The sequence below is a fragment of the Massilia sp. NBRC 108631 genome (genome assembly GCF_059704565.1).
Genome location: NZ_BAAKJE010000229.1, coordinates 22,580 through 45,829, shown reverse-complemented (window position 1 = coordinate 45,829; position 23,250 = coordinate 22,580). Strand labels below are relative to the sequence as shown.

Here is a 23,250-nt window from a genome sequence, read left to right as displayed (position 1 = left end):
GGCGGCCCGGGCTCGTTCCAGCTTCGCGACGTGAACACCGACTTGGCTGGTCTTCCGGCGCGGCTGCAGCGCATCGACCTGAAATGTGAGATTTTGCGCATTTTTTCATCTGAGCAAGATGCTATGCTGCCAGAAACAGTCATTCATATCACCCGGCCCGCACTACCATTACTGCCAGATTCCTTGGGTCAGCCCGTAGCCACGGCAGCCTGGCGCGGCAAATCGGATGCGAACGGTTGCCGAGTAGCGTTGCATTGCATAAGTAGGCGACAGGGGCTGGGTAGTACCACATTCGTTAAGGCATATTGATGGACGAACCAGATTTCAGCAGCTATACGGAGTCACAGCTTCGACAGATATTGACGCGCATCGATGCTGTCCGTCACCCAGAGCGAGTAAGGGAGATCGAAGCGCGGCTCTCAGCCATGGCATCAGCCTCCGCGCATGCCGAGGCTGAACCGAATTCGGTAATAGCACCGCATACCGCAACCATTGCCACGCCTTGGCGGAGAATCGGCGCATTCGTCATTGATATGCTTATCCTCGGCATCATCGGACTTGCTGCTGGTGCGCTTTTTGGTGCACAGTTTGCCGCGCTTGGCGCGTGGGGCACAGTGGTTGGATTTATCGTTACGCTCGCCTACTTTGGCTTCACAGAAAGCCGAACAGGTGGCGGCCAATCCTTGGGAAAAAGGGCATTGAATCTGAGAGTCGTATCACGGACTGGCGAGGCACTAAGCGCGCCGGCCGCGTTCGTTCGTGCCGCCGTGCTTTGCGTCGCCTATTTTCTAAATGGCGCGGGCTTCGACTTCGGCCGGGCAAACCAATGGGGCGCCGTTGGCATCTCCGTGCTGATCTTTGGACTGATCTTTAGCATGGTCTACATGCTGATCTTTAACCGTAGAACCCGCCAGTCCATACATGACTTGGCAGTCGGGGCTTTTGTTGTCAAAGGAGGTCCTGGTAAAGGAGGCCTGCCCACCGGGCCGATTTGGCGCGGCCACGCCGCCGTCGTAGGCGTCGCAATACTCGTCATGTCCGTTGGAGGCTTGCTGATTTCAAAGCATTTTTTGCAAACCGAACCGCTCGCTAACCTCGCTTTGATACAACAGAAGATTGATGCGCTTCCCGGTGTCGACCGCGTTGGCGTCAATCTCAACTCGCTCTCGTCAAACAACGGGACAACGACTCGTTTGTTCATTAACGCTGTCGTCGACGCCTCGGCCCCGAACCAAGAAGTACTCGCACGACGCATTGCGCAGGTTGCGCTGACAAATTATCCTACGGCGCGCCGCCAGCACGCGATCGCCGTGACACTCTCGTCAGGTTACGACATCGGCATCGCATCATGGTGGCGCTCGACGAACTACGTTTATACACCAGAAGACTGGCAAGCGCCCTTGGCGACTTATGGCAAAGTACTTTAATCTTGGCCACGGCACCAAGCCGCTAGCTGATTCCGCAAATTTCCCGTGGCCGTTTGACATTGATATTTGCTTCGAACCAGTACAGCACCCAGTGGCTTTCAGCGAAGGAGTTGGTCATGGCTCAGCGGGTTGCGCGGTATCTGCAACGGAGGCACTGGAGAGCAAGTGGCGAGAGCACTTTGAGATTACCGGCTCACAGTGGCTGATACCGTACATCGAGAAATTGGCGCAAGGGGCACCACTTCCGCGAGTTGAGATCATGCAACGTTTCATTGAGCTAAACGGCAAGCCACCTGAGAGCTATAAATCAAGTTTCTATTGACGCCCAATAGCAGACTTTCTGCCTGCGACGCCATTACCCTCTATCGTGCAAAAATTTGAAATAAATTAAACATACCATGACAGGCACATATGAATGGAACCCGATGCCCCATCGCTTGGATGTCAAATGTCCAACGTGCCAGCAACGCGCGGAATTTGAGTTCGTTGAGGTTGTTCGCATTAAACTAAGAACAGATGTAGAGTTCTTCCGGAAAAGCAGTGTTTTGGAGTACCAACAGTTTCAGGATTCATGCGGACACATATGGCATGGAGCGCTATATTTTGAAGCACTTCACGGAAGTCCTCATGCGGCCATTCACGATCTTCCGCCGGGTTATTCCCCCGATGACTGGGCGCATTCGAAATATCTACGCACCCGACGGGACTTTCCCGTTGGGGCCTTACGGTGCTCACATTGTACTACCAGAGAAAAGCATCAACTGGCATGGCCAAATGACGCATACTATACCGTTGCCTATCGTGGCCAAGTATTGTGGGCGTACCATCGCGAGTCTGCCATGGAGCTGGAAAAATACTTGTCGTCCACCTCGCGCGACGTCTCGAAATATCGATGGGGCTCCTTCCTGCTGCATATCCCGACGAAATTCAAGGTTCGAAAGGCAAGAGAAACAGTCACAAAGCAGATAACTAAGCTACTGGCTGGTTAGCAAGACAATCACGGAAAAAAGTGGAGGAAGCATAGCTACGCACCGACGCAGGAGCGGCGTGGCGATCGGACGTGCGGAAATTTGCGCAGTTCTCGCCGGAACAAGATGCTATGCTGCACCGTTGGAACGAGCACGTCCAGTAGCGGACGTAAATCAAATAGCTGGCCCGATACGCGACGTACAAGCCGTGGCAAACATTGAGCGCTGACAGCTATGCTGCCCTATGGGGCCGAGCGGGCCGGAAACGGACCTGAGGAAAGGATGGAATTGGTTACAGTACCCTATGTGACGAATCCGGCGCAATTGGCCGAGGAGCATACCTATAGGTGCTTGGGCAAACTATTTGTGGTGTTTTCGTCAATCGAATTCAAATTAGCGCTAACCCTAGGGAATATGTTCTTTGGCTTGAATGCCAATCGTTCGAGTGCCATTGAAAAACTGACCTTTCAAGAAAAATTGGAGAATTTCGTACATACTCAGATGATGGACAGCCATGATGAAATTCACTATCAGCGGTGCTTTGACTGGTATCGCGAGGCTGATTTTATTCGAGAGGTTCGAAATAGGTTCGCTCATGGGCGGTGGGCATTTTTGTGTAATGAACCGAATATAGTTCATGTGGCTGGATATCCAGATGGGAAACAGCATGAACTGCGGCTATCACTCGAACAATTGAACGATATCGTCGAGGCCGCGATGAGGGTCAACGAGGGGATTGAACGCATAATAAGCAACAAAGATTGTCCGCGCCCTGACTTCGAGAGCTCATCGATGACGTCAGCGCAGCCGACGGCGCGAGACAAGTATGCGAACGGTTAGTGGCCAGAACCGGGCATGTAGCTATAAAATTCAAAGGTTGTTCATGAGAAAGTTCGTTGCAGCACTTCTGCTCTCCGTCTCACCGTTTGCGGTTTGCGCTACGCTTAAACCGTCCGAATTGGCTGCCGTACAGGTAGTTGGCCAGTTTGTGCAGGGGTGTTTTATGAACTTCCCATATCCAGAAAAATTTACAAACTGGTTAGCACAGCCAGGCTTTCAAAAGCTATCAAGCATCGATGCCGCAGCGTATTTGGGTGGTTACTCTGGTAGCGCCTGGAGTGTTCAGCTCGAAAATTCTCGCTTTGTCTTGACGAACTTCGGAGCGAATGTATGCAGTGTTTTTGCAAATGATTTAGACGAGTCGATGACTACGAATCTGGTTGTCGGCTTCTTGGACTATCTAAAGACTCAAGGTGCTACTTATCAGCTAAAGAACGTCACTACAGACAGTGCAACGACGCTCCTCCGCACCACAAGCTATGCGGTGTCTATGGAAGGCCAACCCGTTATTAATCTGATTTTGACTGTCGCTGCACCTGGCGGCGCAAAATTCCAAGTTGCGCTCACTGCATCCAAGGTGGAAACTTGATATGTGCACGGGGACGTCGCAGACCGCGTTCGGCCACAAGCGGACTAACGGCACATGAGATAAAACGCGATGACTTCTGCAATAGACAGACCGAAATACGTGAACGAGTACCTCAAGCAAAAAGTCGATGAACAGCTCGGCGGTGACGCGTCGCTCTTTGATGAGTTTTGGGAGCGGATCCCGAATCTCTCGGCCGTACTTCGCAGCTTTAATTCGGACTCCAACTGGTTGCATTGGAACAGAAAAACTCTTGATGGATGGTATTGCGTAGCGAATCCTGTTGCTGGCTTTGGTGTTTACTATCAGGAACGCGGCCACCGTGAGCAGGCCACGCATTTTGATGAGGAGCGTGCTGCAATCAGATTTGCAATCAACGCATCGGTATTTAACATTGGGTGACCGTCACCGGCCACAACCGGATACTGGCACTTTGTCGTGACAGCAAGTAGGGTGACATAGCCTACAACGGCCATAGTGGTGATATGATGATGTGCTCCGCGCCGCGGATGGGCTTAAAGGGCGCTCACCCTTCTAGGACCACGCATGAAAATTCGCTCTCGTCTCAAGCATTGCGCTTCTGGCCTTCTTTCCAGATTCATCAGCCGCAACAATGACTACCAAGGTTTCTGGACATTAGGTTTGCTCTATAGCTGCGTTCGCGTGGCACCACGGCGCGTAGAGTTCAATCTCATTTCTGAAGATGCATACCCCAATAATATAATCGCCGCTAGCGTCGCTGCCGAGCAATCGACATTCTTACGCGCCGCTCTGTCAAAGCAGAACGTCGCCTGGGATTCCGTAAAACGAGCGACGCTCACTGTGCAGTTCAATGCCGGCGTGCGGGTCGGCTATACCGGTACTAAAGGTGAACCTTTCGTATGTACTGTGGAACTTGAGTCCGTAGCAGGGCATAGCGCGACCGTTAGCACAGTTGGTCGTTGCGCAGCGTGGGCGCCGGGCCTTTTCTCGGGCAGGGCTGGTCACATATTTCCTCAGCTTTAAGTAAGGTGGCACGGCTTTCATCACACGACATAATTGGTCAAGGTTTACCGAGCTGTGGTGTAAATTGGCGTCTTTTCGCCATAGCAAAAATGTTATGCTGCGATACTGGACCGTTACCGGCCAATAGCCGACCTTGGTGAACGTTTCGTGCGTTGCCGGCCAGGCGGAGTTTCGCCAAGGAGTTACAGGTCGAGTGCCCCGAACCGTGGCATCGAACCTCGCCATGTCGCCAACGGGGCCAGCCATCATGCCAAAAAAGCAACAGATACATCCCCGATACAATTCCAACAATCCTTGATTCTTGTCATGGTGCTACACTGATCAGACATACAGGACGATGATGGAGGCAGATATGCACCAGATGTCGCGGCGCCAGTTCCTACGGGTGACAGGCGCTACCCTGGCGGGCTCGAGCATTGCTGCGCTCGGCTTCGCCCCTACCCCGGCGCTCGCCGAGGTGCGGCAGTACAAGTTGCTGCGCACCACAGAAACCCGCAACACCTGTCCCTACTGCTCGGTGGGCTGCGGCATCCTGATGTATGGACTGGGCGACGGCGCGAAGAACGCGGCGGCGCGCATCATCCACATCGAAGGAGACGCCGATCATCCGGTCAACCGCGGCACGCTGTGCCCCAAGGGCGCCAGCCTGATCGACTTTATCCAGAGTCCTAACCGCCTCAAGGTGCCGGAGTACCGCGCGCCCGGTTCGTCGGAATGGAAGCAGCTGTCGTGGGACGATGCGCTGGACCGCATCGCCAAGCTGATGAAGCAGGACCGCGACGCCAATTTCACCGAGAAAACCGAGGACGGCAAAACGGTCAACCGCTGGCTCTCCACCGGCATGCTGGCGGCATCGGCGTCGAGCAACGAGGTCGGCTACCTGACCCACAAAACCATGCGCAGTCTCGGCATGCTGGCATTCGATAACCAGGCGCGTGTATGACATGGTCCGACGGTGGCAGGTCTTGCCCCGACGTTTGGCCGTGGAGCGATGACGAATCACTGGGTCGATATCCGCAATGCTGATGTAATTCTTGTCATGGGCGGCAACGCCGCCGAGGCCCACCCTTGCGGTTTCAAATGGGTGACCGAGGCCAAGGCGCACCGCAAGGCGCAGCTGATCGTGGTCGATCCGCGCTTTACCCGCACCGCTTCGGTGGCCGACCAGTACGTCGCCACACGCACCGGCACGGACATCGTGTTCCTGGGCGCGGTGATCAACTACCTGCTCACGGCGGACAAGATCCAGCGCGAGTACGTGGTGAACTACACCGACATGCCCTTCATCGTGCGCGAAGACTTCGCGCTGAACGATGGCCTGTATTCGGGCTACGACGAGGCTACTGGCAAGTACGCCGACAAGAGCAGCTGGGACTATGAAAAGGGCGAAGACGGTTACGCCAAGGTTGATCCCACCCTGCAGCACCCACGCTGCGTCTATCAGCTGATGAAGGCGCATTACTCGCGTTACACGCCGGAGCTGGTCGAGCGCGTGTGCGGCGTGCCGAAGGAAAAATTCCAGAAAGTGGCGGACATGCTGGCGTCGACCGCCGTTCCGGGGCGCGCCGGCACCATCCTGTACGCGCTGGGCTGGACCCAGCACACCACCGGCGCGCAGACCCTGCGCCTGGGCGCCATGATGCAGCTCCTGCTGGGAAATATCGGCATCGCGGGCGGCGGCATGAACGCGCTGCGAGGCCACTCCAACATCCAGGGCCTGACCGACCTGGGGCTGATGACCAACCTGCTGCCCGGCTATATGACCCTGCCCAACGAGCCGGAGCAGGACCTGGAGGGCTATATCAAGGCGCGCGCCCTGCAGCCGCTGCGTCCCAATCAGCTCAGCTACTGGAGCAACTACCGCAAGTTCCACGTGAGCCTGATGAAGGCATGGTGGGGCGCGGCGGCGACGGCCGAAAACAACTGGGCCTTCGACTACCTGCCCAAGCTGGACAAGCCGTACGACCTGCTGCAGGCCTTCGAGCTGATGCACCAGGGGAAAATGAACGGCTACCTTTGCCAGGGCTTTAACGTGCTGGCGTCCGCGCCGGACAAGCAGAAGGTGACGGAGGCGCTGTCGAAGCTGAAGTTCCTGGTAGTGATGGACCCGCTGGCGGTGGAGACGGCCGAATTCTGGAAGCCGCACGGCGAGTTCCACAATGTCGATCCTGCGCAAATCCAGACCGAGGTATTCCGCCTGCCCACCACCTGCTTCGCCGAGGAGCGCGGCTCGCTGGTCAGTTCTTCGCGCGTGCTGCAATGGCATTGGCAAGGCGCCGAGCCGCCGTGGCAGACGCGCAGCGACCTGGAGATCATGTCCGGCATCTTCCTGCGCATGCGGAAAATGTACCAGACCGATGGCGGCAAGTTCCCCGACCCGATCGTGAACCTGACCTGGCCGTACGCGCAGCCATTCAGCCCCACGCCGGAGGAACTGGCGATGGAGTACAACGGCAAGGCGCTGGCCGAGGTGACCGATCCCAAGGACGCCACCAAGGTGCTGGTGAAGAAGGGCGAGCAGCTGGCAGGCTTCGCCCAACTGCGCGATGATGGTTCCACGGCTTGCGGCTGCTGGATCTTCGCCGGCTGCTGGACCCAGGCCGGCAACCAGATGGGACGGCGCGACAACAGCGACCCGACCGGCATCGGCCAGACGCTGAACTGGGCCTGGGCCTGGCCAGCCAACCGCCGCGTGCTGTACAACCGCGCTTCCGCCGACACCCAGGGCAAGCCGTTCGACCCCACCCGCAAGCTGGTGGCCTGGAATGGCGCCACATGGAGCGGCGCGGACGTGCCGGACTTCAAGCTCGACGAGCCGCCTGAAAGCGGCATGGGGCCGTTCATCATGCTGGCCGAAGGCGTGGCGCGCTTCTTCGCCCGCGCCGGCATGGGCGAAGGGCCCTTCCCGGAGCACTACGAGCCGTTCGAGAATCCGCTCGGCTACAACCCGCTGCATCCGAAGAACCCGCGCGCAACCAGCAACCCGGCGGCGCGCATGTTCAAGGACGACAGGGCCAAGCTTGGCAAACACACGGACTTCCCGCACGTGGCCACCAGCTACCGGCTCACCGAGCACTTCCACTTCTGGACCAAGCACGCGCGCCTGAACGCCATCATCCAGCCGGAACAGTTCGTGGAAATCGGCGAGGACCTGGCCAAGGAAATCGGCGTGGCCAACGGCGGAATGGTGAGGGTGTCTTCCAGGCGGGGGCAGATCGTCGCCAAGGCGGTGGTCACCAAGCGCATCAAGGCGCTCACCATCGAGGGCAAGAAGACCCACACAGTCGGCTTGCCGCTGCACTTCGGCTTCAAGGGCGTGACCCGTCCCGGCTACCTGATCAACACGCTCACGCCGTCGGTGGGGGACGCCAACACGCAAACGCCGGAGTACAAGTCCTTCCTGGTGAAGGTCGAGAAAGCTTAGGAGAACGGCATGGCACTGCAATCTTTGGATATCAAGCGCATGTCGGCCACCACGGTGCAGGAACCCGTGGCGCGCAGCCCGGCCACCGGCACCGTGGCCAAGCTGATCGACGTATCGAAGTGCATCGGCTGCAAGGCTTGCCAGACCGCCTGCATGGAATGGAACGACCTGCGCGACGACGTGGGCGACACCAACGGCGAGTACGACAATCCGCGCGACCTGACGCCGCAGTCCTGGACCGTGATGCGCTTCACCGAGCACGAAGAAAAGGACGGCAACCTGGAATGGCTGATCCGCAAGGACGGCTGCATGCACTGCGAGGACCCGGGCTGCCTGAAAGCCTGCCCGGCGCCGGGCGCCATCGTGCAGTACACCAACGGCATCGTGGACTTCCACCAGGAGAACTGCATCGGCTGCGGCTACTGCGTGGCGGGCTGTCCATTCGATGTGCCGCGCATCTCCAAGAAGGACAGCCGTGCCTACAAGTGCACGCTGTGTTCGGACCGGGTGGCGGTGGGCCAGGAGCCGGCCTGCGTGAAGACCTGCCCTACCGGCGCCATCGTGTTCGGCACCAAGGAGGACATGCAGCTGCATGCGGCCGAGCGGGTGGAAGACTTGAAGTCGCGTGGCTTTGCGCAGGCCGGCCTGTACGACCCGGCAGGCGTGGGCGGCACGCATGTGATGTATGTGCTGCACCATGCAGACCGTCCGGGGCTGTACCACAACCTGCCGGCCAGCCCCGCCATCAGCCCCATGGTGGGCCTGTGGAAGGGGCTGACCAAGCCGCTCGCGCTGGCGGGCATCGCCGTCACCGCACTGGCAGGCTGGTTCCACTATAGCCGCGTGGGGCCGAATGAAGTGAGCCGGGAGGAGGAGGCGGAGGCGCTGCACGAGGCCAACCGCATCAAGGAGAGCCAAAATGAGATTCGATAAAGACGGCAATCCGCTCATCGAGCGCTATAACGCGAATGAACGCAGCAACCACTGGGTGACGGCGATCTGCTTCGTGCTGCTGGCCGTGTCCGGGCTGGCCATGTTCCATCCTGCCACCGCGTGGATGGCGGTGTTCCTGGGCGGCGGGCAGTGGACGCGCATCCTGCATCCGTTTATCGGCGTGGTGATGGCCGTGTCTTTCGGGCTGCTGGTGGTGCGCTTCTGGCACCACAACCGCTTCGAGCCGGGCGACAAGGAATGGCTGAAGGGCGCCACCGAGGTGATGGCGCTGCACGAGGAGAAGGTGCCGCCGGAGGGACGCTACAACGCCGGACAGAAGGTGCTGTTCTTCGTGCTGATCGCCTGCATGGCGGGGCTGATCCTGTCCGGCACGGTGATCTGGCGCGAGTACTTTTCGCTTTACTTCCCCATCGGCCTGGTGCGTTTTGCAGCCCTGCTACACTCGTTCTGCGCTTTCGTTATCATCGTGGCGATTGTGATCCACGTGTATGCCGGCTTCTGGGTGAAGGGCTCGGTGGGCGCCATGGTGCGCGGCACGGTCACCTACGGGTGGGCGCGCAAGCACCACCGGCGCTGGTTCGAGGAAGTGGCGCGCAAGCAGCGGGACTAGATTAGAATGGATTGAAACGCAGACGAGAGGACTTACTTGGTACAACGCCTTCTGTCCCCCGGCGAGATCGAATCGCTGGACCACACCACCATTCCGCGCCTGGTGTTGCCGCAGCCGGGCGTGCTCTTTTCCGCCCGCGCCACCCGCCTGCGCCAGCTTGCCGACGGCAACGTGCCCGGCATCCCCGCGCCCGACTCCCTGCACGGCTATCTGTACCTGATGGCCGCCGTCGCCGACGCCCAGGCTGCCATCGCGGCAGCCGGCTCGCCAGCCGCCGCTTCCGCCCCACGGCCGCCAGCGCCCCCGGTTCCGCCGCTGCCGCCCTCCGACGCCATGGAGACCGCTCTTGCCCACAACATGCCGCCGCTGCCGGTGTCCGGCCCGCGCCCGGCCGGCTGGGGGGCCATCTATTTGGCGCTCCTGGACCAGCTGGATGCCGCCGCCAGCGGCCAGCCGCAACTGGCCGCCGTGCTGGCCGGCCTGCGCGCGCTGTCCGACACCGACCTGGAGGGCTGCGCGGACGCGGTGCTGGCCGAATTCGGCGAGGGCATCAATCCTTTGCACGCGCCTTTTGTGGCCGCCGCGCTGCAGCTCCTATGGGTCACGCACGCAAGCCAGCTGGACGCCAGCCGCGTCCAGCCTCCCGTCACCGGCACTCTGTGTCCCGTCTGCGGCTCGCACCCGGTGGCCAGCGTGATCCGCATCGGCGGGCAGGCGCAAGGCTACCGCTATCTGCACTGCGCCATCTGCGCCAGCGAATGGCACATGGTGCGCGTGAAGTGCAGCTGTTGCGAGAAGAACGCCCGCATCGCCTACCAGAGCCTGGCGCCCGCCGGTGCAGATACAGGTGCCGATGAGGACAGCGGCGGCGACCCCGCCGCCGCCCCAGTCAACAAGGCGCAGGACCCTTCCCGCGTCGCCCGCGCGGAAACCTGCGATGACTGCCGCAGCTACCGCAAGATCTTCAACCAGGAACACGACTTCATGGTCGAGCCTCTGGCCGACGACCTGGCCAGCCTGGCGCTCGACGTGCTGGTGACGGAAGCCGGCTATGCGCGCGGCAGTGTCAATCCCCTGCTGTGGTTCGGTTCCGAATGAGCGCCGCCGCCGACAGCAAGCTCCCCGGCGGCCGCACGGTTCGTCTGCCTGCCGTGCACCGGGTACTGTCCGACGCCGCCTGCCAGCCGCTGCTCGCCCAGTACGGGCGCGAACAAGCCACCGCCGCCCTGCGCGCCCTGCTGGCCGAACTGCGCGCCTGCTCGCTCGGCGCCACCGGCGACCGGTCCAAGCCATCTTCCTTGCCCGCGCCGTCCGCAGCCACCGCCGGCAAGGACGCCCCAGCCGGCGTCGCTGCGGTCATCGCGCGCCTTGCCGAACGCCTGGAGCGCGCCAACCGCTCCGCCCTGTTCCCGGTCTTCAACCTCAGCGGCACCGTCCTGCACACCAACCTTGGCCGCGCCCTGCTGCCTGACAGCGCGGTGCAAGCGGTGGCCGAGGCGCTGCGCTGGCCGATGAACCTGGAATGGGACATCGACACCGGCAAGCGCGGCGACCGGGACAACCTGGTGGAGGAACTGCTGCGCGAACTGACCGGCGCCGAAGCGGCCACGGTAGTCAACAACAATGCCGCGGCCGTCCTGCTGCTGCTCAATACCCTCGCCGCCGGCCGCGAAGTGATCGTCTCGCGCGGCGAGCTGGTGGAAATCGGCGGCGCCTTCCGCATTCCCGACATCATGACCCGCGCCGGCGCCACGCTGCGTGAAGTGGGCAGCACCAACCGCACGCACCTGGCGGACTACGGCAGCGCCATCGCCGACAGCACGGCTTTGCTGATGAAGGTCCATTGCAGCAACTATGCCATCACCGGCTTCACCAAGGCCGTCGACCTGCCCGAGCTGGTGCCGCTGGCGCGCGGCCACAAGGTTCCTGTGGCGGTGGACCTGGGCAGCGGAACGCTGGTCGATCTTGAACAGTACGGCCTGCCGCATGAGACCACGGTGCGGGAAACCCTCGCCGCCGGGGCGGACCTCGTGACTTTCAGTGGCGACAAGCTGCTCGGCGGTCCGCAGTGCGGCATCATCGCTGGCCGCGCCGACCTGGTTGCCGCCATCAAGCGCAATCCGCTGAAGCGCGCCCTGCGCGTGGGCAAGCTGACACTGGCCGCGCTCGAACCGGTGCTGGCGCTTTATCGCGCACCCGATCTGCTGCCAGAGCGCCTTACCACGCTGCGCCTGCTCACGCGCCCGGCCGCCGCCATGCGCGCGCTGGCTGGCCTGTTGCAGCCGCAGCTGCAGCATGCGCTGGGCCAGGCCTACAGCGTGGCCGCCGAACCGATGTTGAGCCAGATCGGCAGCGGCGCCTTGCCGGTGGACCAATTGCCCAGCCACGGCCTGGCGATCCGCGCGGTCCGCCCCGTCCGCCTGGCCGAGGCGGCCATCAAAGTCGCGAGCGACCCGCTCGGCGCGCTGGAGAAGCGCCTGCGCGCCCTGCCCCGCCCCGTCATCGGCCGCATCGCCAACGATACCCTGTGGCTGGATCTGCGCTGCCTGGAAGACGCGCAGCTGGACATCTTCGTGCGGCAACTGCATCTGCTACGGCCATGATAGTCGGCACTGCAGGCCATATCGACCACGGCAAAACGTCGCTCACGCGCGCGCTCACCGGCGTCGATACGGACCGCCTGAAGGAAGAAAAGCAGCGCGGCATTTCGATCGAGCTGGGCTACGCCTACGCGCCGCTGGAAGACGGCGTCATCCTGGGCATTATCGACGTTCCGGGCCACGAGAAGTTCATTCGCACCATGGCGGCCGGCATCACGGGCATCGACTTCGCGCTGCTCGTCATCGCCGCCGACGACGGCATCATGCCGCAGACGCTGGAGCACCTCGCCATCCTGCGCCTGCTCGGTGTGCAGCGCGGCGCCGTGGCGCTGAACAAAGTGGACCGCGCCACGCCCGAACGGCTACAGCAGGTGCAGGCCGAGATAGACATGCTGCTGGCAGACACCGCCTTCGCCGGCTGCCCCGTGTTCCCCACCGCGGCGACCGTCCCGGGCGACGCCGGCGTGACGGCACTACGCCTGCACCTCACCGCCGCCTCGCGCATTCTGCCTGCGCGCGACGAGCACCGCCTGTTCCGGCTGGGCGTGGACCGCGTGTTCACGCTGGCCGGCCAGGGCACAGTGGTCACGGGGACCGCGCTGGCGGGCAGCGTGGCCGTGGGCGATACGCTGGCACTGGCGCCGGGAGGCCGGGAAGTGCGCGTGCGCAGCATCCATGCCCAGAACCGCGCCGCCGGCGAAGGCCGCGCGGGGCAGCGCCTGGCTCTCAACCTGGCCGGTGCAGCGCGCGACGAGATCGAACGCGGCAGCTGGGTGGTCGCCCCTGCGCTGGCCGCCTGCTCCTTGCGCGTCGATGCCGAGCTGACGCTGCTGCCCGGAAGCGGCGCCGCGCTCAAGGCCTGGTCGCCGGTACACGTGCACCTGGGCGCAGCCCACCATACCGCCAACATCGTGCCGCTGGACGCGGACGCGGTACTGCCCGGCCACACCTCCCGCGCGCAGCTGGTGTTCGAGCAGGAAGTCCATGCCGTGCCCGGCGACCGCTTCGTGCTGCGCAACGCGCAGGCCACGCAGACCATAGGCGGTGGCATGGTTCTCGACCCCTTCGGTGCAGCCCGCAAGCGCCGCAGCCCCGTGCGCCTGGCCTGGCTGGACGCCCTCGGCGCCTTCACCGGCAGCGCCTGCGGCGGCGGCGCAAGGGCCGGCGGCGCGGCTGAAGGCATTGGCGGCATCGGCTCGCTGCTGGCCTGTTCGCCGCACGGCCTGCCCATGAGCGCCCTGGTGCGCCTGTCGCAGCTGCCGCCTGCGCGCATCGACGTGCCGCCCGGCGTGCGACGTATCCCGCTGCATGGCGGCGACGAACTGCTGGTCGGCGATGCGGCGCTGGCCCGGTTGCAGCGGCACGCGCTGGCCGCCCTTGCAGACTTCCATGCCAGCTCGCCCGACGAAACCGGTCCCGAGCTATGGCGCTTGAAACGCATCGCCAGCCCGGATAGCGAAGACCAGCTATGGAGCCACGCCATGTCCGCACTGCTGTCGCAAGGCGACATCCGCCGCCACGGCAACGCGCTGCACCTGCCCGGCCACAGCGTGGAGCTCAGCGCATCCGAACAGGCGCTGGCGGACCGCTTGCTGCCGGAGCTGCTGGCAGGCCGCTACGATCCGCCCTGGGTGCGTACCCTGGCCGCCACGCTGGCCGTGCCGGAGGACGACGTGCGCCGCCTGCTGCGCAAGCTGGCGCGGGCCGGCGCCGTCACCCAGGTTGTCACGGACCTGTTCTACCACCCGGCGCCGCTGGCCGAACTGGCGCAGATCATCGCCCAGCTGGAAGACGCGCAGGCGGCCAGCTTCCGCGACGCGGCCGGCCTTGGGCGCAAGCGCGCCGTGCAGCTGTTGGAATATTTCGATCGGGTCGGCTATACTCGGCGCGTACGCAACACGCACCTGGTCCGACCATGGAAGGCATTCCCGTCCGGTGACGGGGCCGGGCTTCAAACCCGGTGAGGGGCGTCAGCCGTTCCTCTGTAAGTTCGACTCTTTCTGCCTTCCGCCATGACCTCCAGCAGCACCGCCGCCGGCATCGGCCGCCCCAGCAGATAGCCCTGCGCATAGGTGCAGCCGGCGCGCTGCAGCCATTCCAGCTGCTCGCGGTTCTCCACGCCCTCGGCCACCACGGTCAGCTGGAAGTCCTGCGCCAGCGAGATCACCGCGCTGACGATGGTGCTGCCTTCCCCCGGCAGCGACTGCAGGAAGCTGCGGTCGATTTTCAGCTGGTTGATGGGGAAGGACTGCAGGTAGGCCAGCGAAGAATAGCCGGTGCCGAAATCGTCGATCGACAAGCGCACGCCGAGCGCGCGCGCGTCGCGCATGAACTGCACAGCCGCCTGCACGTCCTCCATCAGCACGCTCTCGGTCAGCTCCAGTTCCAGCAGCGCGGCCGGCAGTCCGCTGGCGCGCAGCGCTGCCACCACTTCGTCCAGGAAACCGCGTTCGCGCAGCTGGCGCGCCGACACATTGACCGCGACGCTGACAGGCGGCGCCCCAGGACACTGCCAGGTCACGGCGTCGGCGCAGGCCCGTTCCAGCACCCAGCGCCCCAGCGCCACGATCAGGCCGCTGTCCTCGGCCACCGGGATAAACTCGGCCGGCGAAATGAAGCCATGCTCGGCGTGATGCCAGCGCAGCAGCGCCTCGGCGCCCACCATGCGCTCGCTGGCGCATTCGAACTGCGGCTGGTAATGCACGGCCAGCTCGCCATGATCGAGCGCGCGCCGCAAGTCGCGCTCAAGCTGGACGCGGCGCTGCGTCTGCAGCGTCATCGCCGGCAGGAATTCGGCCAGGCGGTTGCGGCCGGTCTGCTTGGCGTGGTACAGCGCAGTATCGGCCCGGCTCACCAGCTCGCCCATGCTGACGGCGTCGTCCGGGTACATGCACATGCCCACGCTGGCAGTGGCGAACATTTCGCTGCCGCCAACCTGGAATGGCGAACGCAGCGCTTCCGTTACTTTCTCGGCCAGCGCGCGCGCTTCGGCGCGCCCGGCCACCGCCGGCACGACGATGGCAAATTCGTCGCCGCCGATGCGGCCCACCGTGCCGCTGCCGTCAACCACCGCGCCCAGCACGCCGGCCACCTGGCGCAACAGGTCGTCGCCGGCGCTATGGCCTGCGGTGTCGTTTACCACCTTGAAGTTGTCCAGGTCGATCAGCAGCAGCGCCAGCCGTCCGCCGTCGGCGCCGCGCTCCGCGATCGCCTCCTCCAGCAGGCCGTAGCTGGCGCGCCGGTTCGGCAGCGCCGTCACCTGGTCGGTATGGGCCAGGTAATCGAGCTCGCGCTCGGCCGCCACCACGCGCGCGCGTGTGCGCCGCGCCAGCAGCTGCGCCAGCAGCAGCGCGCCGAGCGAGGCCAGTATCACCAGGCCGAGATAGTGCGCCATCGCCTCGCGGATGCCGCGTGTGCCGTGCGCCAGCACCACCTTGCCCAGCACCTTGCCGCGATACTCGATGGGCGCAGTCTCCTGCGCGCTGTGCAGCCAGTCCAGCGCATGTCGCTCGGCCACCGGCACATGGCCGTTCACGCCGTAGTATTCAAACAGCAAACCTTGCTGGTCGTAGATCGCCACCCAGCGGAAATACGGTGCCGAGCGCAGCGCGCGCAGCGCATCGGCGGCGGCGTCGCGGTCGCGGAACATCAGCGGCGCGGCCAGGTTGTCCGCCACGATGGCGGCCTGCACCCGCGTTTCGCTATTGAGCGCCTGGTGCAGCGACAACACCTGGTATACCAGCAGCACCACGCCGGCCACCGCAAGCGCCGCCACGGCCGCCATCAGCTGGCCGGCGCCCAGCATGCTGGTCAGGGTCAGCCGATCGGCCTTCCTGCGGCGGCGGTTTACCATACATTCCTCGCCAGGCGCAGCAGGCGCGAACTGAATTTCAGGCCTAGGCGCGCGGCCTCGCGCGTATCGACGTCGAAGCGCACGTGTCGGTCCTCGTCCACCAGCGCCACCGCGCCCGCGTATTTTCCCGCACTCACGCCATCGGCCACGAACAGCGTTCCGCTGCCGTCGGCGGGGCGCGGCTGGCCCAGCTCCGCCGCGAATATGCTGATGTCGCAGCTGCGCGGCGGCGCGCCTGCACCGGTGTCGTACATGGTCCAGTTGCGGCCGTTGACCAGCTTGCCCTCCAGCTGGCGCAAGCTGTCCCAGAACGGCAGCGAAGACCGCGCGCATACCGCGAACGGGCGGTCCGCCGCCGCACCGGAAGGTCCGGCCGGCCAGTTGGTGAACATGGCGATGTTGTAGATGTAGGCGGCCTTCAGCGCGCTGTTCTGCACTTCCTGCAATTCGGCGTGGCACACCGGGGCCAGCGAGGCCAGGGTGCACAGGACGCTGATGCGGAAGGCGGCGCGCATGATCAGAACCCGTAGGTCAGTTTGGCCGCGACCGTGCGGCTCTGGCGCGCCAGCGCTTCCTGCACGAACACGGCGCCGGCCGGGTCGGCATAGCGCGCGTCGAATGCGTTGTACAGCGCCAGCGACAGTTCGGTGCGCGCCAGCAGGCCGTTGCTGGTGGCGACCATGTTGCTGAGGCAATGGCCGCCCACCCTGCTGTTCTGCGTCAGGCGCGCCGTGCCGCATTGCAGCTCGGCGCCCAAGCGGGCCTTCAGCGCAGGAAGCGGCAGCGACAGGTTCAGCTTGGCCAGGCGCCGCGGCGAATTGACCAGCTGCGCATTGTCGCCGTCGTCGGCGTGCTGCATGGCGAAGCTGGCCCGCAGCCGCAAGCCGCGTCCGAACTGGCGTTCATAGGCCACCTCGGCCCCCGTGGCCACAGCGCGCTGGATGTTGGCGAACATCAGCAGCCCCGTATCCGGCTGGACTTCCTGCGAGATCAGGCCGCGCATGCGGTAGTTGAACAGCGACATGCGTGCCAGGCCGTTGGCGTCCAGGCGGCGCTCGAAGATCAATTCGCGCGTGCTGATACGTTCGGCCGACAGCGCCGGATTGCCTTGCTGCCCTCCCTCGCCCGGATAGCTGTAATACAGCTCGTAGGCATTCGGAGCGCGGTAGGCGGTGCCGTATATGAGCTTGACGGTGTTATCCGGCGAGGCGCGGTACATCAGCGCCAGGCGCGGGTGGAACTGGCTGCCGGCGTTGCTGTCCCGGTCGTAGCGCAGGCCGGCGTTGAGCAGCAAGCCGGGGCGAACGCGCCATTCATCCTGCACGAACACGCCGCTGCGCCCGTCGCTGCGGCGATCGTCCAGCAACAGCTGGTAGGGCGCGCGGTAGTAGCTGAACTGGTCGCGCCGCGCATTGCGCTGCATGTCCACGCCGGCCACGACCTTGTGGTCCGGCACCCGGCTGAAGGTCAGCTGCGCGCTGGCGCCGAACCAGCCGGCATGGTCGCCATCCACGTTCACCAGCGCCTCTCCCGCCTCACCGGGATAGCTGCCGATCCCCTGGTAGTCGGCACGGCCCCAGTGTGCCAGCACGGCCAGGTCGGCCCCGCTGGCCAGCGGCATGTCGAAGGCCGCCTTGGCAAAGGCCTGCGTGTCGCGCGTCTGGTTGGCGGTGTCGAACAGGGCGCCGAAGGAACCGGTGGGCACGCCCTTGGTGCGCGCCACGTAGCCTGCCGACACGGTCCACGGGCCGTAAGCGGCCTTGGCGAACAGACGGTGCGCACGGTCGAAATCCAGGCCATGGGCCACGCCGTCCGATCCCGGCTGCCGGTATTCGGCGAAGTACAGATCCTGCCCATCGCGCCGGCTGCTGCTGGCCGACAGCAGCACGTCGGTGCCGTCCTGGGCGTGCCAGCCATAGCTGACGCGCGCCGCCCGCTCGCCGTAGCTGCCCGCCAGCATGGAGGCCTGCGGCCCGGCCATCGCGCTGCCGGACTTGGTGATGACGTTGATCACGCCGAACAGCGCGTTCGAGCCGTACACCGCCGAACCGGGGCCGGGCACGTATTCGATGCGCTGCACCAGGTCCATGTCGAGCAAGCCCTCGCTGCCGATGCTGGCCTGGTCGTAGACGCTGTCGTTGGTGCGCACGCCGTCCACCAGCAGCAGGAAGCGGCTGTCGTAATCGCCCGGCCGCAGGAAACCGCGCGCGCCGAGGTAGGAATAATTGCGGTCGTTGTTCACGTAGAGGCCGGGCAGCGACGCCAGCGCGTCGGCCAGCGTGCGCCAGCCGAAGTCGCGGATGTCCTGCGCGGTCAGCACCACCACTGCCGACGGCGCGTCGGCTATGGTCTGCGAGAAGCGCGATACCGAGGTAACTTGCAACTCCACCAATTGCTCAAGCGGCAAAACTGCCAGGTCTTGACTGCCACTGTCGAGCGAGACCTGGCCGGCCCAGGCAGGCAATGCGCTAGCGGCCAGCAAGAGGACGCAGCGCCATGAGGCGGAGAATGCGGGAGAAAGCGGCGGGTTCATTAATTGTTCTAGTAGGTGACGCAGGCATAGCGGCCGCAAGACGATACAAATAGTACCGCTTACCGCCCCGCCAGGCCAATCTACTGTTGCTTTACGGCACAGCCGCCGTACTCGGCAACCACCCCACGCCATTACCGTTGACATTATGAATATACAGCCGGTCAACAGTCTCGGTGGCGCCGGTGGTGACCGGCGAGGCGCCGCTCGGATCCTGCAAGTCCGCCACGACTTGACCGGCCTCGGTGAAAGCGAGCACGTGGCCGTAGCGCTTGGGCGCAGGCCAGAAGACGCGCGGGATGCGCAGCACCAGCTTGCGCATGAAAGGCTGGCCGGCCATCGCATCCAGCTCGTCGCGCTGGCCGGCCAGGCCCAGCCAGATCCTGCCATTCAAGCCGCGCGTCAGGTTGTCCGGGTAGCCGGGCAAATTGTCGAGCACCACTTTCGCCTGCCGGGCCGCACGCGACACGTCGAGCTGCGCGGCGGCGATGTCGATGCGCCACACACGGTATCGGCCGCTCTCGCTGACAAATACCGACTGTTCGTCGGCAGCCAGCACAATGCCGTTGGCAAAGCTCAGTCCCTTGGCCACCACCCTGACCGCCTTGCTGGCCGGGTCGTATTCGAGCACGCGGCCGGTGGCCGACTGCTCCAGCACATCCAGCGTGGCCGCCCACTGCGTGCTGCCGGCGCGCGGCGCAAGAAAGCGCATGGACGAATCCGTGAGATAGATCTTGCCGCTGGCGGCGACCGCCACCGCGTTGGCAAAATGCACCGGACCGCCTTCGCCGGCAGCCAGCAAGACGGTGCGCGCGCCGTTCGCGTCGAAGGACAGCAACCCCTTGTCGGCGTCGGCCACGATCAAATTGCCGTGCGCGTCGAACGCCATGCCCAACGGCCGGCCGCCCGTATACGCCAGCATGCCCTGGGAGCTGCCGTCCGGCCGCATGTGCAACAGCAGGCCATCCGCAATGCCCGCATACAGCTCGCCATCCCTGCCGGCCACGATGTGCTCGGGACCGATCTGCCGGTCCAGTGCGATGGTCTTGATGCCCGCCAGCCTGGCGTTCGGCGCATGGGCGCCCGTGTAGCCCGGCGCCGCCGGCGCCTGCCAGGCCACCGGATCGATGGGGACGGGCCACCAGCCCAGGTAAGCCGCCGTGCCCACCGCACCCAGCGCCAGCAGGACGCCGGGCCGCATGCGCCGCTCCGGCCGGGCGGCCGACCACGGCAAGCCCGCGCCGACCGAGAAGCAAAACGTCATCAGCAAATGGGCGCCGGCGATGGAAGCGAGGCCCTGCAGCGCGGCCTGGACGCCGTTGCCCGCGCCCAGCAGGCCGGCGCTGAGCGGGAGCGAAACGAGCAGCGAAATCCCCAGTGACGCCAGCAGAACCCAGCCCACGCTGCCCCGCCCCGCCCGCATCAGCCGCAGGATCACCGGCACGCCGACCAGCGCAATGCCCGCCGTGCTGAACATGATGGCCGGGGCCAGCGTGACCACGAACTGCTGGCGGATCGCCGCCCAGTAGCTCTCCGGCGGTACGCGCCAGGTTTGCGCGGCGTCCTCGGGTGTGACGTAGGCCCCCAGCGCGGTGCACACCACGCAGGCCAGCACCGCACCCACGTAGCCGCCGAACAGCCGCAGCGGCGCGATCGGCATGGCGGCGCCGTGCTTGTTGTACAGGCCGTACGAGCAGCCAACGATGAAGGCCAGCCACACCAGCAGGGTCAGCGGATAGGTCAGTATGCCGAACAGCAGATCGGTGGCCAATCAAGACTCCTGCAATTGCGTTATGGTCGATCTGCCGCAGTGTACATATTTCTTCTCGGAAAAAACTCTCGCTTTGTCACAACGGCCGCACTGTACCCCTGCGCCTGCGGGCCAACTGTGCTGCTCCGCGCCGCCGGCCCGGCGCTATGCTGGCCGCATGAACCCGTCCCCGACCGAACTGCGAGACACCCGCGGCCGACCGCTGAAAGACCTGCGCCTGTCCGTCATCGACCAATGCAATTTCCGCTGCCCCTACTGCATGCCCAAGGAAAGCTACGGACCGGACTACGCCTTCATGACGTCCTCCGAGCGGCTGTCTTTCGGCCAGCTGGCGCGGTTGGCGCGCAGCTTCGTGCAGCTGGGCGTGGAAAAAATTCGTCTCACCGGCGGCGAACCGTTGCTGCGCAAGGACTTGCCGCGCCTGATAGAAACGCTGGCTGCCATGCGCACGCTGGCAGGCCGCCCGCTGGACATCGCGCTCACCACCAACGGCTCGCTGCTGGCGGCGCGTGCGCAGTCGCTGAAAGACGCCGGCCTGCGCCGCATTACGGTGAGCCTGGACAGCCTGGACGATGCGCTGGCGGGCCGCATGAACGGCGTGAACTTCCCGGTGGCGCGGGTACTGGAAGGCATCGCGGCGGCGCAGCGCGCGGGACTGGCGCCGGTCAAGGTCAACACCGTGATAGAACGCGGCGTGAACGACAGCCAGATCCTGCCGCTGGTGCACCACTTCCGCGACAGCGGCGTGCAGCTGCGCTTTATCGAATACATGGACGTGGGCGGCGCCAGCCGCTGGAACGCCGGCCAGGTGCTGAGTGCCGACGCCATGCGCGCCATCGTCCAGCAGCACTACCCGCTGGTGCAGGACGGCGCCGCGCGCGGCCACGACACGGCCGACATCTGGCGCCATGCGGATGGCTCGGGCAGCCTTGGCTTCATCGCCAGCATGTCGCATCCCTTCTGCGGCGAATGCGTACGCGCCCGCGTGGCGGCGGACGGAAAACTGTACCTGTGCCTGTTCTCGCAGGAAGGTGCGGACCTGCGCCCCTGGCTGGACGACGGGCGGGAAGCACAGCTGGAGGAACGCATACGCGCGCTGTGGCAGGCGCGCACCGACCGTTATTCTGAATTGCGCGGCCCGTCCGGCGGCCGCGCGCACGCGCACAAGGTGGTGCGCATGTCACTGGTGGGCGGCTGACGCCAGGCGCCCCAGCATGCGCAGTGCATCCTCGATCTCCCTGGCCCACGGATAGCTGTAGTTCAGGCGGATGAAGTTCGGGTAGCTGCCGCGCGCCGAGAACATATGTCCCGGCCCGACGGTGATCTTGCGCTCCAGCGCCAGCGCGTACAGCTTCATCGCGTCCACCGACGGCGGCATCTCCACCCACAGCACATAGCCGCCCTGCGGTTCGGACACGCGCGTGCCGGCCGGGAAGAAGCGCAGCACAGCGGCCGCCATCATGCGCGCGCGCTGCTCGTAACCCTTGCGCACCTTGCGCAGGTGGCGGTCGTAGCCGTCGTGCTGCAGGTAGTCGGCGATGGCCATTTGCGGCAGCGTGGGCGTGGTGAGCGTGTTGAGGAACTTGAGCTTCTCCACCTGCGCCGTGTAGCGTCCCGGCAGCGCCCAGCCGATGCGGTAGTTCGCCGTCAGGCTCTTGGAGAACGACGAGCAGTGCAGCACCAGGCCCTGCTTGTCGTAGGACTTCAGCGATGTCGGGTGGCTCTCGCCGTAATACAGCTCGTTGTAGACATCGTTCTCGATGACCGGGATATCATGGCTGGCCAGCAGTTGCACCAGCTCGCGCTTGCGCGCGTCCGGCATCTGGAAACCCAGCGGATTCTGGAAGTTCGGCATCACCATGCAGGCTGCCACGCGCTGCTGCGACAGGATGGCGCGCAGCGCCTCGATGCTGATGCCCTCGCGCGGATCGGTCGGCACCTCCAGCGCCCGCATGCCCATGCGCTCGATCGCGTGCAGCATCGCGTAGAAGGTGGGCGATTCCACCGCCACCGTGTCGCCCGGCTTGGCCACGGCCTGCAGGCACAGGTTGATCGCCTCCGTGGCGCCCATGGTGATGATGATTTCGGACGGGTCGACCGCCAGCCCGTTCTCCAGGTGGCGGCGCGCGATCTGGCGGATCAGCTCCGGATTCCCGGGCGGCAGATCGTCCATCACGCTCCAGTGCTGGGCGCGGCGCGCCAGCGCGCTGGCGTATTGGCTGATGCGCGGCCATGGGAACGGCGCCGGGTCCGGGTACGGCGAGCCGAGCGGCACCGCCCCCTCCTTGCGGATGGTGCGCAGCGTGGACAGCACCAGACGGCTCACATCCACTTCGGACGACAGCACCAGCGGCTCGCTGGGCGCCGGCGGCGCAGCGCGCGGCGCCCCGGCCTGCCTGGCGCGCACGAAGTAGCCCGACTGCGGACGGCTTTCAATGATGCCCCTGCTCTCCAGCTGGGAGTACGCGCGCAGCACCGTGCTGATGCTCAGGCTGCGGTGCTGGCTGGTCTGGCGCACCGACGGCAGCTTCTCCCCTTCCAGCAGCACGCCGCGCGCGACCTGGCCTTCGATGTCGGCGGCAAGGGTTTGGTAGAGATTCATGCTGCGCAGTATAGCGCAGCGGCATGGCGGTATTGCTATCATTTGCACGGCGCCACATCTTCGATATACTCGCGTCACGG

At 64.4% G+C, this 23,250-nt stretch carries 17 protein-coding genes, 1 tRNA gene and 1 pseudogene; 14 read left to right on the top strand and 5 right to left on the bottom strand.

Features of this window, described 5'->3' with window-relative positions; all coding sequences use genetic code 11:
• Nucleotides 1-308 precede the first annotated feature (308 nt).
• From AC6H42_RS25165 to AC6H42_RS25105, 13 genes are all read left to right on the top strand, one after another.
• The gene (locus AC6H42_RS25165; protein ID WP_497549221.1) at nt 309-1,427 is read left to right on the top strand and encodes an RDD family protein; all 1,119 of its coding nucleotides are present in this window, start codon (nt 309-311) and stop codon (nt 1,425-1,427) included.
• Nucleotides 1,411-1,749 (top strand): hypothetical protein, encoded by a 339-nt coding sequence (locus AC6H42_RS25160; protein ID WP_497549220.1) that lies wholly within the window; start codon nt 1,411-1,413, stop codon nt 1,747-1,749. The genes AC6H42_RS25165 and AC6H42_RS25160 overlap by 17 nt, the downstream gene beginning before the upstream one ends.
• A gap of 928 nt (nt 1,750-2,677) precedes the next feature.
• Nucleotides 2,678-3,235, top strand: a complete 558-nt coding sequence (locus tag AC6H42_RS25155) for a hypothetical protein (protein ID WP_497549219.1) — start codon at nt 2,678-2,680, stop codon at nt 3,233-3,235.
• 43 nt (nt 3,236-3,278) lie between these two features.
• Entirely contained in the window at nt 3,279-3,824 is a 546-nt protein-coding gene (locus AC6H42_RS25150; RefSeq protein WP_497549218.1) for an NMCC_0638 family (lipo)protein, read from the top strand.
• Nucleotides 3,825-3,923: 99 nt separating this feature from the next.
• Entirely contained in the window at nt 3,924-4,223 is a 300-nt protein-coding gene (locus tag AC6H42_RS25145; RefSeq protein ID WP_157201041.1) for a hypothetical protein, read from the top strand.
• Between the two features lie 144 nt (nt 4,224-4,367).
• Nucleotides 4,368-4,826, top strand: a complete 459-nt coding sequence (locus AC6H42_RS25140; RefSeq protein WP_497549217.1) for a hypothetical protein — start codon at nt 4,368-4,370, stop codon at nt 4,824-4,826.
• Between the two features lie 352 nt (nt 4,827-5,178).
• Nucleotides 5,179-8,250 (top strand): formate dehydrogenase-N subunit alpha, encoded by a 3,072-nt coding sequence (gene fdnG, locus AC6H42_RS25135; RefSeq protein WP_497549216.1) that lies wholly within the window; start codon nt 5,179-5,181, stop codon nt 8,248-8,250.
• A gap of 9 nt (nt 8,251-8,259) precedes the next feature.
• On the top strand, nt 8,260-9,183 hold the full coding sequence (fdxH, locus tag AC6H42_RS25130) for a formate dehydrogenase subunit beta (protein ID WP_057154915.1): 924 nt from the start codon (nt 8,260-8,262) through the stop codon (nt 9,181-9,183).
• Nucleotides 9,170-9,814 (top strand): formate dehydrogenase subunit gamma, encoded by a 645-nt coding sequence (locus tag AC6H42_RS25125; RefSeq protein ID WP_497549215.1) that lies wholly within the window; start codon nt 9,170-9,172, stop codon nt 9,812-9,814. Before fdxH ends, AC6H42_RS25125 begins: the two co-directional genes overlap by 14 nt.
• A 36-nt stretch (nt 9,815-9,850) precedes the next feature.
• On the top strand, nt 9,851-10,912 hold the full coding sequence (gene fdhE / locus AC6H42_RS25120) for a formate dehydrogenase accessory protein FdhE (protein WP_497549214.1): 1,062 nt from the start codon (nt 9,851-9,853) through the stop codon (nt 10,910-10,912).
• Nucleotides 10,909-12,417, top strand: a complete 1,509-nt coding sequence (gene selA / locus AC6H42_RS25115) for an L-seryl-tRNA(Sec) selenium transferase (RefSeq protein WP_497549213.1) — start codon at nt 10,909-10,911, stop codon at nt 12,415-12,417. Before fdhE ends, selA begins: the two co-directional genes overlap by 4 nt.
• Nucleotides 12,414-14,378, top strand: coding sequence for a selenocysteine-specific translation elongation factor (gene selB / locus AC6H42_RS25110; RefSeq protein ID WP_497549212.1), 1,965 nt, complete (start codon nt 12,414-12,416; stop codon nt 14,376-14,378). Before selA ends, selB begins: the two co-directional genes overlap by 4 nt.
• A tRNA-Sec gene (locus AC6H42_RS25105) sits at nt 14,332-14,427 on the top strand. The genes selB and AC6H42_RS25105 overlap by 47 nt, the downstream gene beginning before the upstream one ends.
• 88 nt (nt 14,428-14,515) lie before the next feature.
• Here AC6H42_RS25105 and AC6H42_RS25100 read toward each other — a convergent pair.
• The 4 genes and pseudogenes from AC6H42_RS25100 to AC6H42_RS25085 form a co-directional block, all read right to left on the bottom strand.
• Nucleotides 14,516-16,198: pseudogene (locus AC6H42_RS25100) on the bottom strand (putative bifunctional diguanylate cyclase/phosphodiesterase); the annotation flags it as partial.
• Nucleotides 16,199-16,260: 62 nt separating this feature from the next.
• Complete coding sequence (locus AC6H42_RS25095; RefSeq protein WP_057154905.1) at nt 16,261-16,782, bottom strand: YfiR family protein; 522 nt, start codon at nt 16,780-16,782, stop codon at nt 16,261-16,263.
• Between the two features lie 2 nt (nt 16,783-16,784).
• Nucleotides 16,785-18,656: a TonB-dependent receptor plug domain-containing protein gene (locus AC6H42_RS25090; protein ID WP_497549211.1), complete on the bottom strand. Its 1,872-nt coding sequence runs from the start codon at nt 18,654-18,656 to the stop codon at nt 16,785-16,787.
• 235 nt (nt 18,657-18,891) lie between these two features.
• The gene (locus AC6H42_RS25085) at nt 18,892-20,568 is read right to left on the bottom strand and encodes an SMP-30/gluconolactonase/LRE family protein (protein WP_497549210.1); all 1,677 of its coding nucleotides are present in this window, start codon (nt 20,566-20,568) and stop codon (nt 18,892-18,894) included.
• A 157-nt stretch (nt 20,569-20,725) separates the two neighbouring features.
• Between AC6H42_RS25085 and moaA the strand changes: the two genes are divergently transcribed.
• Nucleotides 20,726-21,766, top strand: coding sequence for a GTP 3',8-cyclase MoaA (moaA, locus tag AC6H42_RS25080; protein ID WP_497549209.1), 1,041 nt, complete (start codon nt 20,726-20,728; stop codon nt 21,764-21,766).
• Here the strand turns inward: moaA and AC6H42_RS25075 are convergent.
• Nucleotides 21,749-23,170, bottom strand: coding sequence for an aminotransferase-like domain-containing protein (locus AC6H42_RS25075; protein WP_497549208.1), 1,422 nt, complete (start codon nt 23,168-23,170; stop codon nt 21,749-21,751). The genes moaA and AC6H42_RS25075 overlap by 18 nt on opposite strands.
• Nucleotides 23,171-23,250 lie beyond the last annotated feature (80 nt).